Annotated in this window: 9 protein-coding genes; all 9 read right to left on the bottom strand. The window is 40.3% G+C overall.

The genetic code is table 11. The features are described 5' to 3' along the window. Positions 1–3,837 (bottom strand): DUF4347 domain-containing protein (locus MT391_RS18405; RefSeq protein WP_499499447.1); only part of this gene is annotated, 3,837 nt, incomplete at its 3' end. A 61-nt stretch (positions 3,838–3,898) separates the two neighbouring features. After that, positions 3,899–4,786 carry an efflux RND transporter periplasmic adaptor subunit gene (locus MT391_RS18400; RefSeq protein WP_499499445.1) on the bottom strand — a complete coding sequence of 296 codons (888 nt, stop codon included), beginning with the start codon at positions 4,784–4,786 and terminating at the stop codon, positions 3,899–3,901. Positions 4,787–4,957: 171 nt separating this feature from the next. Beyond that, a complete protein-coding gene (locus tag MT391_RS18395; protein WP_499499444.1) occupies positions 4,958–7,102 on the bottom strand; it encodes a site-2 protease family protein in 2,145 nt (714 codons plus the stop codon). 3 nt (positions 7,103–7,105) lie between these two features. Beyond that, positions 7,106–9,094: an efflux RND transporter periplasmic adaptor subunit gene (locus MT391_RS18390; protein ID WP_499499442.1), complete on the bottom strand. Its 1,989-nt coding sequence runs from the start codon at positions 9,092–9,094 to the stop codon at positions 7,106–7,108. 448 nt (positions 9,095–9,542) lie between these two features. Beyond that, complete coding sequence (locus MT391_RS18385) at positions 9,543–9,860, bottom strand: antibiotic biosynthesis monooxygenase family protein (RefSeq protein WP_499499440.1); 318 nt, start codon at positions 9,858–9,860, stop codon at positions 9,543–9,545. A gap of 104 nt (positions 9,861–9,964) precedes the next feature. Next, the gene (locus MT391_RS18380) at positions 9,965–10,255 is read right to left on the bottom strand and encodes an Rdx family protein (protein WP_166370731.1); all 291 of its coding nucleotides are present in this window, start codon (positions 10,253–10,255) and stop codon (positions 9,965–9,967) included. 177 nt (positions 10,256–10,432) lie between these two features. Beyond that, positions 10,433–11,560, bottom strand: a complete 1,128-nt coding sequence (locus MT391_RS18375; protein ID WP_166370733.1) for an ABC transporter permease — start codon at positions 11,558–11,560, stop codon at positions 10,433–10,435. Continuing rightward, positions 11,561–14,347: a ribosome-associated ATPase/putative transporter RbbA gene (gene rbbA, locus MT391_RS18370; RefSeq protein ID WP_499499438.1), complete on the bottom strand. Its 2,787-nt coding sequence runs from the start codon at positions 14,345–14,347 to the stop codon at positions 11,561–11,563. 68 nt (positions 14,348–14,415) lie between these two features. Further along, a complete protein-coding gene (locus tag MT391_RS18365) occupies positions 14,416–15,444 on the bottom strand; it encodes an HlyD family secretion protein (RefSeq protein ID WP_499499437.1) in 1,029 nt (342 codons plus the stop codon). Between the last annotated feature and the right edge of the window lie 107 nt (positions 15,445–15,551).

The raw sequence follows: 15,551 nt of genomic DNA, 5'->3' as shown, positions 1-15,551 counted from the left end.
ATCCTGAATATGAGTGGTGATTGTTGTATTAATGTCATTGTTGGTGTTAGGCGTAAATTTTACTGCTGCTAAGGCGGCATTAACATTCGTCACACTCCCAGTTATTGTCCAAACACCGGTAATGCCGTTATAACTGCTGCTCGAAGCGCCAAAGGTGCCCGTGGTTAAAGTGCCTGTAGCTACATCAGCCAAAGTTAAACTTGCCGTGACTATTTCATTGGCATCAATATCAGTGACCACGATAGCATCCAGCGCGACACTACTATCGCCTTCATTGTAGGCATGTACTTGGGTTAAATTGGTGGCTGTTGGTAGATCATTTTGTGGGTTTACATTAAGGCTGATAATACCATCAACAGGACCAGTCGAGGCCGAATCTTCAATGTGGGTAATGATGCTAGTATTAAGTTCATAATTGGCTACGGGCGTAAACGTCACAGCAGCTAAAGCAGCATTAACATCACTAACCGAACCAGAAACAGTCCAAAGACCTGAAGCACTATCATACAAACTGGTCGCAGAACCAAAGGTACTTGTCGATAGGCTGCCCGCATTAATATCAACGAGGGTTAATTTTGCCGTGATAACGTCATTTAAATTGCTATCGGTAACCACAATATCATCTAGGTCGACACTGATTGCATCTTCATCGTAAGATACAGTGCTTGTCATATTGGTCGCAGCAGCAGGTGAATTAGTAATTAAGGTCAAGCCATTAATATCACCAGAAAAAGAGAGATCACTGCCATCGAATAATAATGTGGCGGAAGCATTTGTCGTTGAAGTTGCATCCAAAATAAAAATATCATTATCAGTAACGGTTAATTCGTTATCACCAACTTCCTCATCATCATCACCAATCGTTATAAGGAGATTACCCGCATTCAAAGTAGTACCAGCGATCACGGTTGTTTTTTCAATCAGTTCTAGCCCATAAATTTTTTCTTCTATTTCAACATCATCTCCATCTATAAGAGGAGTTGCTGTTCCTGCCGTTTCAATTCCAGCTTTTGTAATTTGAACATGATAAATCACATTATCATCAAGGTTTAAAAGTAGCTCTGAATAACTTTCTTGAGAGTATAAAAAATCACCTGCATTTAAAGTCACACCAGCAACCACGGTTTCTTGCTCAACTAAAGTTACTGCATATAACTTTTTAGATGCCAAACCATCGATTAAAATACTGAACTCGCCTTTACTATAATCATTGAGGACATCAGGTCGAAACACAACTAAATCATTTTTATCAACGTCCAAGGTATTAGTACTTTCAAGCCTCTCCTTATCATCAACCGAAAATAGAATATCACCTTGCTTAAGGTCATAGGTAACGTCTGTACCAATGGTGATATCAACGGATACATAGTGCAAAGCATTTACTTGCACATCATTATTCCCGCCAACACTTGCAGGATTAAAAGCATCAAAGTCAATCACCGAGGACACAGTACCATCGGTAGTAGCAGAAGGTGAGCTATCAGTGTCAAAACTTAAATTAGGATCTGAAACCTCTAATACCTCACCCGCAGTCCAGTCGTTTAGACTAGGTACTCCAGAATCTGAAACATCGTCATCAGTAGTCAACCATAAGGCATTACCCTGGGCTACAGCATTAAGGGTGATTGTGCCGTCTGTTGGTGCAGAAGCTTCTGCGTCTTCGATATGGGTAGTAATGGTTACCTGGTCTGTGGTTGTTTGGGAGACAGGAGAAAAACTGACCGCAGCAAGCGCGGCATTCACATCACTCACAGAACCTGAAACAGTCCATACACCCGTATTACTATTATAACTACTTATGGCAACGCCAAAAGTACCCGTAGTCAAACTACCCGCCGCTGCATTTGTCAGCGTTAATGTAGCGGTCACAATATCCCCCGTATCCTGATCGGTAATGACGATATCATCCAGCGCAACAACGGCAGTGCCTTCAATATAATTTAGCGTTTGGAAGAGGTTAGTTGCTTCAGGTACATTATTAGGTGAAGTGGAGAATAACGATAAACCATTTATTTCACCGTCACTGCTAATGTAAAGATTGATATCCGAACCATCAAATAAAATTTGTGCATCAACGTCGGTATTAGGAGTTCCATCCTGTTCAGATTCGTTAACTGTTAAAGCCACAATATCAACCTGTTGAGCTGCAACGGTTGTACCACCAGAAGAGCCAACAGTGACCGGATCATTAACCGTTATCAATATAGTGCCAGCTGAAACAGTTTGCCCACCTACGACTATATCTGACTCAACCAATTCAAGGCCCTGAATTTGTTTGTCAGAGTCACTCAAGTACTGATCGCCAAACAGTAAATTTTGAAGGCCATTAGTATTGCTGTAGGTCGAGATATCAGCATGTACCGCATCATCAGAACGCGCCAAAAGATAAGTTCCAGCAGTTAACAATGTGCCATCACCAATAACTGTATCCTTTTCAACAATAGATACGGCATGAATATTAGCAGCTGTTACATCATCTGATTCAAAAATTGTATCTTCAAGAAGAAACTCAAAGGTATAGGTGGAAGGAGTAAAAACCAGAAGATCGGTATTATTAACATTAATAACACCGCCGCCTACCGTCGGGACAGACTTATCAGGATTACCACTATCAGTGCTTATTAATGATACCACTATTTGCCCTACTTGCAGCTCGTAGGTTCCCGATGAATCACCACCAACAAAGGTATCAACGGTGACAGCAGTACTCACATAATGCATTGCCATCAGGTCGGCAGGTAAAGTGTTATTCTCCGTATAAAAAGTACCGTCGGTTTCCCCCGAGGTTCCATCGCCTGATTCAAGTACTAATGATGGATTAGAGAATGATAGAATATCATGGTTAACGCCAACTATTTCATCACTTGACGCAGTGCCATTGGTCGTTAACCAAAGCTCACCGCTGGTTGCTAAAACATGTTGCCATGTTCCCTGTGCGTCCTGGGTAAAGGCTATTTGAGTATTAATTTCACCGGTCTGATACTCAAGCTCCCAATTCCCGCCTAATTCGGTTGCCCCTGTCGTATCGTCACTTGCGGCGACATCTGCACCGGTCAACTCAGCTAAAGAGTTAATTAACTGCTCACCACTTAAATTACCTGCTAAATCACAGCCATAAATAAGAATATCTGCATCATCATCAAAAACACCTTGCCAAGTGCCAATTTGCTCAGAGTATTGGTCGAGGTTATCCGTACTTAACCAACTGCTACCTAATTGAATACCGCCTTCGTTACCGTGGCTAATGAGATGTACGGCATCAAGATCTGAATGAGTGGTTAACAAATCTGTTATTTGTTGTACGCCATCTTCTTCAGCATCTAGCATATAAACTAAATAATCACTGCCACTATCCGTTGATATCCCTTCCATCAACTGCAGATAATCGGGGGTGCGCGGATCAACAATAATCAATTCTAATGGCTGTTCATTTATTTGCGATGCTGTCACCGCTGCATCGGCAAGTAATTGCCCTAAATCATCGCTATTATGTTGTGCTTGTTGATCGGCAAAAAAAGTTGCTAAGCCATCCAAAGCGAGATTCGAAGAAGGGCTATCAACGCTTGGTTCTTCGCTTGAAGTGTTACTCGTCACTTGATTAACAAATTGACTGGTCCATTGATCTAATTCAACTTGAGAGGTGAAGTGTTCGTCACTCTGCTCCGTAGTAAATGAGGAGCCATCGATCATTCCACCAACTAATTCAGCAGAAAGTAAAATTTTAGGCTCAAGTGTTTCAAGACTAAAAGGCGGCGTCACTTTTTTATGCTTTGTCAAAGCATGCTTCAAGCGAGTTGTTTTAAAAAAACTCAAGCAAATTGGTTTCAGCCAATTCATAGTCTACTTCCTGTAAAAATAGCGATACGACCAATTAGGGTGAACCTTGAACCATGTGACATTAGTTGGTGCTTGCCACAGCAACAGCGTTAAATTTCATCTCACATTTTAAACCAGCGGGGATTTTAAACTCAGGATTGGGTAATTCTAATCTCACCCCAAATGTTCGACTTGCGGCATCGCCCATTCGATCAACGGCAACAACCTGCGCTTGTTTGGGATCATCTGAATATAACTCTGGGTAAACTAAACCGACCATACCAATCTCTATTTTTCCAAATAGCTCCATTGGCACGATGGCTTCAATCAGTAAAGGGTCAAACTGTGCAATACGAACAATAGGGAGATCTTCTACATATTCACCTTCTGCCTTGAACTTCTGAATCACAAAACCATCAAATGGCGCGCGAATAGTTTTTTGCTTTACTTGTTCCTTAGCCCGTTGCAATTCAAGTTTTCGCACTTTTTTCATATCTTTTGCTTGCTGCACTTCCCAATTAGATAACTCGACTTCTCGATCCGCTTCATCTTTACTTTTGTAAGACACAACGTTACGTTCATACAGTTTCCCAATACGAGCTTGATATTTTTCATCAAAGGCCAGATTTACTTTGCTTAAGTTAATTTCTGAATCTATGTCTGCACGCACTTTCGCTAAGGCTAATGAAGCCCGTTCAATGCCACTCTCTAAGGTAGCAATGACCTGCCCTTTCTTGACCCAGTCACTACGCTCAACTTTTACAGCATCAAGTACGCCAGAAACAGCGCTGCTCACATCTACAACTTTATAAGGATTAATGACACAATCTACCGGTTGGAACTCCTCCGCTACGGCTAAATCTGTCGCGACAACAGCAACAAAACCGATGACAATAAAACGTACTGAGGTTAACATTTTTTCTAAACCGGTAAGGGCAGAGTTTAAATACTGATTACTTTTTAAATTCATACTGTTATCCATGTATGCGGAAATTTATTTATCTATAAAACCATTGTAGTTTAAAATACGAAGAATACCTAAAAAGTAGTAATAGTTATTTAAAAATTAGATGGGAATTACAAATATGATGGGGAGCAAATTAATAGCGTTGACTTGTTAGCTAAGTACTTAGTCTTTATTTTATTGAAAATGAGTGGAGATGGAGAGTGTGAGTATTCGGAATAGGTAAGCGGCGAAGCTTTCTGGTTGATGATTAACTTTCACAATAACTTTCGCGGCTAAATAGTGCTCAGTATAATTTACAAACATCAATTCAACTTGATACACGGCCTCAAGCACTGTTCGTCCCTCTTTATCCCGAGCATCAACGAGTATTGCACCGCCACCAGCAGTCCCTAGTTTAGCACTCGGTAATTGGAATGACGCCTGTGGAATTTCTTGTCCAGTCGTAGCATTGAAGGTTGAAAAAGGCTGACTATTTAACTTAACCTGCCAATTGAGCTGCTTAATTTTAAGTTGTTCAAACTTATTCTGAGGAATAATCGCTTTGACAGACACTTTATTTAGGTCAATAACAAAACCTAAAATATCTCCTTTACGATAAAAACGACCGGGCATATCCAGTGCTTTGGGGATAGATATCACTCCGGCCAATTCACTCTTTACCACTAAGCTATCAATTTCAACTTGTATATCCGCTAGCGTTGCTTGAGCATGTTGAATATCTAATTTAATAACCTGAGTTGCCAAAGGCCCTTCCATAAATGCTTGATTTTCTCGCATTTCAAGTTCCGCTATTTGTGCTTGAATCAATTGTTTTTTAGTTACTAACTCTGGATTTTCAAGTTCAAATAAAATATCGCCGACCTTCACTTTATCATTATTATTTTTCAATACTGCTTTCATAAAACCGTCACTTTTTACTCGTATAGAGGCGGCTTCTGGTAAGGTTGCAATCCCTTCAATATGTGAACTCCAATGCAAAGGATAAAAGAGCAACAACAAAAGCAATGAAACGATTGGTAAAGTCGTTAACGTTAATCGCTTAAATCGACCGTGTGCTTTTGCTACCTTAAGTAATGCGGTAAGTGCTGAGAAAGTCGGCCATAGCAGCTGTTGTATCAAATACCATACAGCTAAAATAACGCCGATAATAAAATAATGGCTAGCAACAAAAAAAGCGATGCTAAAACTGATAAGTAGCTTGTAAATACCTGCTGCTACACCATAAAAAACGAACCAACTACGTTCTCCATCGGCGGTTAATGGACAACAATTTACTAAAGCTGAGCGGTCCACCCCCAATAGAAAACGCTGACACAGATAGCCAAGATATTTATTTGAGCGACTCGCGAGATTAGGAATTTCAATCGCATCAGAAAAGACATAATAACCATCAAAGCGAAGCAAAGGGTTACCATTCACAAACAGTGTCGACAACCCTGCGACAACGGCAATATTAAAGGCAATATCACGCCCAATACCGTCATCCATCATCGACCAAATAATAATGCCTAAGGCCGCTAATAATAACTCAATAAAAATGCCTGCCGCGGCGACCATCATACGTTGATGTTTATTGCTAAACTGATGGCTAGTAGAGGCATCGACATAGGGGACCGGCATAAACACGATAAATAAGACTCCCATGTCATGCACTTCACCGCCCCAATATTTGGTTGAAATCGCGTGCCCTAGTTCATGAAAAAATTTAACCAAAGGATATAACAACCAGATAAGAACTAGGTTTTGAGGGCCGATAAAGCGAACCGAAAAATGCTCTGCCAATGCTTGCCAATGACCTAAAGCAACACTGCTACCCAACACAATTAAGCATGCACTGAGTATCAATACCCAGCGATTAAATACTCCTTTCAATAAAGGCGTAACCTTCTCAAGCCATAGGTCAGGATCCCACAACGATAACTTAAATGATAAAGGGTGCGACCAAATACGCATTTTTTTCTGTCGTTGATGTTGGCTATAGCGCTGATAAAGATCCTGAACAGAAACAGGAATGTCACCTTGTAATAAACCTTTCAGCTGAAGCGTAGCAATAACGTTAATAATATCGACGTGTTCAAGCGTTTGCTCCCCCTCGAGGTCGAGACAATGCTGATAGGCTTGTTCAATACTATTTGAGCCGTCAAGGCATTGAATAAACTGAAACACCAATTCCGTACAACGAAAATGCGAGCTCGACAGCGTATCCGCAACAATATGCCATGTTCGTTGACGATACACATGCTGATAAAAAGTCACATGCGACCGAAGTTTAGGTTTAAGCTGGACAATTGAATCCCATGTCTGTTGGTCAACTCTCATGGTTTAAGGCGTCCATGACCAAAGCCACAAACGCAACCAATCTGTTAAGCGGTGTAGTCCTATCCAAGCCAGACTTTTTTGACCCACTTCTATTTTCCCTAACCCTGCCATGCCAGGACGTAATAGTATATTGTCAGGCAAATGCTCAGAGGAAAGGCTTGCTTCGGTTCGATACCAAGTGTAATCCCCTTCTTGCTCATAGACGATAGCCACTTGCTCGATAGTTAACGGTATAGAGTGATTAGGGTAAGCGGTTAACATCAATGAACCTTTTTGCCCTGTTTGCAAATATGCGATATCACGTTCATGAATTTTTAATACCACACGGTAATCATCTAACGGGGCTACCTCAAAAAGTACCTGCCCTTGTTCGACGGGTGCCCCTAATGAACGAGACAAATCCCCCTCAATAATAATTCCAGATAATGGAGAAAGTAGTTTGGCGCGTTGTAGACGACTATCAGCTTGATCGATATGTATGTCTGTTTGTGCAATTTGTGCTTTAATAATGCGTGATTTAGCATGGCTTAATGTCGCAAGTTCCTGCCGATATTGCTTTTGATATTCTTCTTTTTTACTCAACCAACCACGCTTTTCTAACTGTAAAGGACGATCGTCAAGTTGAGCCAATAGTTCCCCCTTTTGTACTTGCTCTCCCGCACGCGCAAAAGCGCTGTCGATATAACCATCAAAGGGTGCAACCACTGCGCGTTGTATACGTCCCTCAAGCGCTGCCTCGGTACTCACTCTGAAGTCACTATCAATAACAAAGGTCATCATCAATAACAAAATAACACCAAACGCTAAAGGTAATTTACCAAACCTACCTTGATTTAGCCGCGTTAAATAAGCACGGGAACGATCCATTATGTGTTCTGGAACACTTTGAGTACCGCGTTGATGCAACCCTACTAAGGGGCCCAACATGCTAGCTAAGAGAGTAAGCTCAGTTAAATATTTAGAAGCCATAAGCTTGGTATCAGCATGATCATCTATTGTATTTTGATAAGCTAAATCCTGTTCAAGATTTTCTTTGTTAGATAGCTTTTCGTTAGACAGTTTTTTGGTGGACAGTTTTTTAGTAGACAGTTTTTTAGTAGACAGAGCTTGTGATTGAAATTCACATAATAATATTGCAATCGTTTGTGCATTATTTTTAAGCGGTATAGAGATTAAGGCGTTATTCTCATGTTGTGCATGTTGTAATAGTAATCGCTGATGTTCTGGGTAATCAGTAAGTTCTTCAACCTGTGAACTTAGAAAATATCGTCCTTCTGTTTCGTTTTTCACTTCAATCATCGCCTGTTGTAAATTAACAACTAGGTTACTACGCTGATCAAAATGAGCACTATGTGACAACACTTTTATTTCAACGTCGTTGCCATTAACGATACCTAATGAGACTCGATCAAACGGCCAACAACGTGAAACTTCATTGACTAAGGTCATGTTAGCTTGTTGCGTTTCGGAGCAAGACAAGATCGCCTGAATAATCGCTAAATAATTTGAAGGGATTTGCTTAGGCTGCTCATGATGATGCTTCTCAGACTTTTCTTTTAATGAGTCCTGTGGCTGTCTGACAGTATCGCCAGTTTTTTCAATATTGTTTAATAATAATTGTAACCAACTTTGCCCCCATTTCAGCATCTGTAACAACACCGCTTGTTGATTAATTTTAGCTTCGACCTCAAGGATCACTGCACCAGATGAATCGGCACAAAAGGAAAGCGGAAAAGCAATGATCAGTGTGTCATTAGATTTTTTAGCCGTATTGTTATCTCTGGACAACGGTTTACCCATGGTCACTACTGGAGATAATTGCGCTTTCAATAAAGGCAAACTCTGCAATAACCTATCACAATCAATGGATTGGTTCGGCCAGTAAGCAATCGGTTGATCATCACTACCTTGATGAAAATGCTTAACAACTATTGATGCTTGAACATTTGGAATCATCAAGCATAGTTGTTCAAGCCAATTCTGAATTATCACTTACATCAACTTCCTGTAGATAAATTTATGTTCGCAGAGACGAACTAAAGTGCATAGCCATTTGACTTGCCTCGAAAAGGTAAGCAAAAAATATTGAGAATATAATCTCAATACAGAACAATTATTAAATAACAGGTTTAATATTTAGAAAACTGGTAAACGGCCACAATAAAACTCTATATTTAATACTCAAATAGGGTTAATCAAAGAGAGTATATACCCGTTATCATTCAAAGCACAAAAATCACAACGGCCTTGGGGTATATAACTTTCAAGTATTTATACAATAAGCGATATTAGCATAGACCATTGAATGACGATTGCATCATGGATGAGGAAAATATAATGCTAGATAGTATCTACTTTCAATCAGTTAACCATTCGAAAGTAGAATTAATAAGATGTCTAAGATTACTTTTACAGTAACATCAAGAAAAATGTATTGTGATTAAATACCATAATCACGCTCTACTTTTGAAATACGTACCTTGAAACTATCGTACCAATATTTACGTCCTGATTTTTGAGCCTGTAGATGTTCGCTGTTAGCTTTCCATTTTTTAATTGCCTCTAAATCAGCCCAGTAAGAGACGGTAATGCCCAACTCCTCCCTCGCGGATTCAATCCCTAAAAAACCTGGTTGCTGCTGCGCGAGTTCAACCATTCTGGTAGCCATCTCATTATAACCATCCTCTTTTTCAGTACGAGTAGAAGTAAAAATCACTGCATAATAAGGCGGAGTAGGTGTATTCGCGATTGCTGACATAATGGCTCCAGAGAATTAAATGTACGCATTAAAAACATACAATAAGAGTGAAAAAATAAGTATTTTGTAAGCTTATATATCCTGCGTAGTGACATAATGAATAATCAAGACACGCTTTTAGTCGCTTTACGATCAATACAGCCTAAGTCTTTATCTGGGGCGATAACATCTCTGACCAACTGTTTTAATTCGGTTATTTCGGGGAAGCCGCCCTTCTCTTTACGAGACCAAATAAGCGTACCATTTGCGAACATTTCAAATATGCCACCTTCTCCGGGTAATAATGACACCTCATCTAACTCGTTTTCAAAAGTGCTTAATAACTCTTGGGCCATCCACGATGAGCGCATTAACCAGCGACATTTTTTACAATACTTAATTTCTATTTTATTCATGGGTGTAACGCTCCAAAGATAGATTCAATCATTAAAAATAAATAATACTTCAACATCAAGTTTATTACGTGATTTATTGTGTTACACGAACAATTTTTTACTTGAGGTTAAGCAATAAATCGCCAATATTATTGTTCAGCCAGCAGGTTCAACTTTGAAGAACCCGTTTTCTTTGTCTCATTTACTAACCGAAATGGACCGTCGGAATAATGCCAAACTTGCTGATAAGAAGATCGCCCCAAGGCCAATAATAATCAACAGCTCAGACCAAATGATACTCAAACCAGCTCCTCGAAAAGCGACCGCTTGAAAGAAAGCCATATAATGGCGAGAAGGAAAAAACCAAGTTAAAGGTTGTATGATCATCGGTTGACTCTCAATTGGAGTTAATCCACCCGAAAGCATCATCATAGGCATGATCACCATCATCAGTAACAATGCAAACTGCGCCATTGTTCGTGCAATCGTTCCCAAAAAAATACCAATGGCAGCGGAAGCAAATAGATAGATACCAGTTCCGCCAAGTAATAACCATCGAGAACCTGCAACCGGCACATCGAGTAGACCTTCGACAACAAACAACATCGATAACATAAACGCGACAAGAATAATTAACCCATTCGCCCAGACTTTAGCTATCGCAATTTGAAATGAGGTTAACGGCATAACCAATAGATGTTCGATGGTCCCATGCTCACGTTCACGCAACAAAGCTGCACCTGTCAATATAATGGTGAGTAAGGTTATCTGATTAAGTAACGCATTAATTGCGCCAAACCACATTCCCGTTCCATTAGGGTTAAAAGCACGCCGCTGAACCAGTGTCACAGGATAAGTAGTAACCTTATCAGAACGATTTATAAAATGATTTACCTCACTGGTAACGATACTCTGAATATAACTATTACCAAGACTTGCCTGTGAAACAGCAGTGGCATCAATATCGATTTGCACACTGGGTTGGTTACCTTCACGCACTTGTTTTTCAAAATCAGGTGGAATACTCACCACAAACATAAAGCGGTCGTGATCCATTGATTGATCAACTTGATCTGGGCTAATTAACACCGGTACTTTAAAATAAGGAGGATAAAGAGCACTGGCAATACTCCGAGAGAGTTCAGAATGATCTTCATCGACAATCGCAACCGATGCATTATTTACCGACTCACTCATCGCAGTCGCCTGAGTGTAGATGTCTAACGTAAATGCAAATACGATAAATCCAACCACAAAAATATCAGCAAAAACACTACGCAACTCTTTAACGCCAAGCCAGAAGATATTAATCCCAGTTTTGAACATTTAGGCCTCCTGTTTTTTCAAAATAGCAGCCGCAATGACTAAAAATATCGGTCCAAAAAGAGTCAATATAAGCAAGTCGCCGGTTAGGTCAGAGAAACCTAACCCTTTGGTGAATGCAGCGACACTCAAATGCATATAATAGGTTGCAGGCCAAACAGAGCCAATAAAATTACCAACGCCTTCTAAGGTGGAAGTCGGTTGAATCATTCCCGAAAACTGAATCGTCGGCATCAATGACAGAATAGAAGTAGCAAATATAGCGGCAACTTGAGATTTAGTCAGCGAAGAAATTAGTAAACCAAAGCTAGTCGATGCACAAACATACAAAAAAGCACCCAAGGTTAATCCCAATAAACTTCCTTTTAGAGGAACCTGTAACAGAAAGACAACTAACAGCGTCAAAATTACAAAATTAGCCATTCCTATCGCAACATAAGGAAGCTGTTTACCAATCAAATATTCAAACCGGTTGGTTGGAGTAACATAAAAGTTAGTAATTGTTCCAATCTCTTTTTCTCGCGAAATACTAACCGCCATCAAAATAGCTGGGAACAAAAGTAATAATAGAGCAGGGGTTTTTGGGCCAATTGAATAGATAGTTTCAAAGGACGGGTTATAACGATAACGAGATTCGATTAAAACATGTGCAGCAGCACTAGCGTCAATACCAGCATTGGTAGCAAGTTCTGTAAGATAATGGAGATGACTGCCTGCTACATAACCGGCGATAGTACTTGCTCGAGTGGTATTCGCACCGTCTATCCATGTTGATATAGTTGTATTTTCACCCTTTTTAAGATTACGTCCAAAGCTTGGAGGGATCTCAATAGCGAGGGTAATATCATTAGACTTTAAGCGCTGTTCAAGTTGGTCTTTGCTATATAAGACAGGTTGTTCGAGAAAATATCGTGAACCTTCAAAATTACTTAAATATTGTCGACTTTCAGGTGAATGATCCAAGTCTAATGCCGCATAACGTAAGTCTTCAACATCGAGAGAAACACCATAAGCAATAACGATCAGTAAAATCGCACTGCCAAAAAAGGCAAAGGCTAAACGCACTGAGTCTCGCATTACTTCCATTGTCTCAAGATAACTGTAAGCGAAAAGACGCTTAAGGCTAAACTGACCAGTAACAGAAAAGCCTTTTTTTGATCTTGTATTAAGAGTTGCATTAGATGTTGTATTTGATGCAATACCAACTAAATCAGGAGGCACTTTCGTTGTGCTGGAGTTTTTAGAGACTGTTTCAGCAATGCCTTCTTTAATATAACTAATAAAAGCCGCTTCTAGAGAATCCGCGCCCTTCGCTTCAATTAAATGTTGAGGAGTATCACAAACAAGTACTTGGCCTGCATTCATCAATGAAATGCGATCACAACGTAATGCTTCGTTCATAAAATGTGTTGAAATAAAAATCGTTACTTTATCGTGGCGAGATAATTCAACTAATAGTTGCCAAAAACTATCCCTTGCAACGGGATCTACGCCCGAAGTTGGCTCATCGAGGATCAGCATTTCAGGCTCATGAATGACAGCCACAGCAAGGGAAAGACGTTGACGCATACCAAGCGGGAGCGATGAGGCAAGGGAATTCATATGTTTACGTAAATCAAAACGGTCAACCAAGGTAGCAATACGCTCAATCGTTTTTTTAGCACTGAGATGAAATAAGCGAGCATGTAATGTTAAATTTTGCTCCACGGTTAGCTCACCATAAAGTGAAAAGGCTTGTGACATAAAACCTACACGATGCCTGATTGCTAAGTTATTCGCATCGACTAGTTTACCAAATAAGAAAGCTTCTCCCTCTGAAACGGGCAGCAAGCCAGTTAACATTTTCATGGTGGTGGTTTTACCACATCCATTCGAGCCAAGAAAACCAAAGATCTCGCCAGCCTGAATTTCAAAACTAACATCACTAACGGCAACGAAATCACCAAAACGTCGAGTTAATCCCTGTGCTTTAATGGCTACAACGCCTTGTTTTTTGTCTAAAGGAGGGATCACCAGTTCGTTCGCTGTACCTCGTTTTTCTTTAGGTAATAAACGAACAAATGCAGTCTCGATATCTTTTGCACCTGTTTTAGCTTTTAGTGCAAGTGGAGTCCCGGTATCAAGAATTTTTCCATCATCCATTGCCACTAACCAATCAAAACCTTCCGCTTCATCCATATAAGCGGTGGAAACAAGCACACTCATGCTAGGGCGTTCGCTACGAATATCTGTAATTAACTGCCAAAACTGGCGACGAGAAAGTGGATCAACCCCCGTGGTTGGTTCATCTAATATCAATAAATCAGGGTCATGGATAAGCGCACAACAAAGCCCTAATTTTTGTTTCATCCCGCCAGAAAGTTTACCCGCAGGACGAGATAAGAAAGCGCCAAGCCCCGTTGCATTAGTGAGCCTGTAGATACGTATTTTGCGTTCAGCACTGCCCTGCCCAAAAAGCTTACCAAAAAAATCAAGGTTCTCTTCAACACTAAGCTCTGCATAAAGATTTTTTCCAAGACCCTGTGGCATATAAGCAATACGCGGCCCGACACTATTTCGATGTTGCACTGAGGCCATATCGCCCCCAAGTACATTTAGGTAACCTAACTGCAGCTTACGCGCACCTGAAATCAATCCCATCAAGGTAGACTTACCGACACCATCGGGTCCAAGTAAACCGACCATTAAGCCCGCAGGTATGTCTAATGTGAGATCATTAACAGCAGGCCTATTTCGATAGTAATGTGTTATCCCCTTAAGACAAATAACGGGATTATTTTGTGCAACCATAATGACTCCATCAATTTACAACTAATTGACATTTACTCTGATTGTCAAAGCAACATTTACAGTAGTTGTTAATCAACATTTTCTGTAGATGTCTGATCGACATTTGAGGGTAATTTCTGAAGAAACTCAGGCCATACAGATGGCGCTTCGCCAGGCAATGGTGTCAATCGAATATAAGCATCGCCACGAATACCCGTTTTCACTCGCTCAATGTAATTCAAAACCAATTGTTCAGGGACTCGCACTTTGACACGAAACATTAGCTTTTCTCGTTCACTTTGTGTTTCAACCTGTTTTGGCGTAAATTGCGCCTCTGGTGAAACAAAACTCACGGTTGCAGGAATAGCAACATCAAGCACATCTAGCTTAATTCTAGCTTCAGCACCGATGGCAATACGATGAGCCTGCGCGGTGGGTAAAAAAACCTCCATATAAACATCAGCGAGATTGATCAGCGTCAGCACTTTACCACCACTACCTAACACTTCACCTGGTTCTGAAAGACGATATAACACTCGACCAATCGTTGGTGAAATCAGTGTTGCATCATCAAGTTGAGTTTGAATTTCAGTGACATTTGCATTGGCAGCATCGACATTGCGTTGTCGTGAAATAAGCATCGCTTGAGCTGCATCTAGATTTGCTTTAGCCACCGACACATTACTGACCCTAAGGTCATAATTTTCTTTGCTGGTATGACCTTTATCAATCAACGCTTTAATACGAGCAAGCTCTTGTTTTGCAAGAAGTTGTTGAGCCTTATTCATTGAGATCGATGCTTGCGCAGAAGCAACAAGGCTTTTAGCACTGGCAACATCGGCTTCTGCTCGAAGTTTCTGAGCATATAATTGAGCAGTATCAATCTGCGCCAGTATTTGCTCTGCTTGAACAAGGTCACCCTCTTTGACTAGTACCGTTTTAACTCGCCCTGCAATTTTAGTGGATATATCAACCTGAACGGCTTCAATTCGTCCATTACTCACCGCAAAATCAGAGGCTAATTGCGGCGCTTTAAATGATTGCCATAGCCACCAACCTGATATAATGACCAGTATTAATACAGAGCCAGCTATTACCTGTTTTACACTTTTATTCATGTGCTAAAACCTCGCTATATTTCAGTTCTTTATCACCTCTAAATTGTAGTCTTCTCCTCTGCAAATAAAAACCAATACATTCACAAATTAAAATATAAATTTTATTT

The organism is Vibrio sp. 1-Bac 57 (assembly GCF_037546855.1).
Classification (GTDB): domain Bacteria; phylum Pseudomonadota; class Gammaproteobacteria; order Enterobacterales; family Psychromonadaceae; genus Psychromonas.
This window is presented reverse-complemented; position numbering and strand designations above follow the sequence as displayed.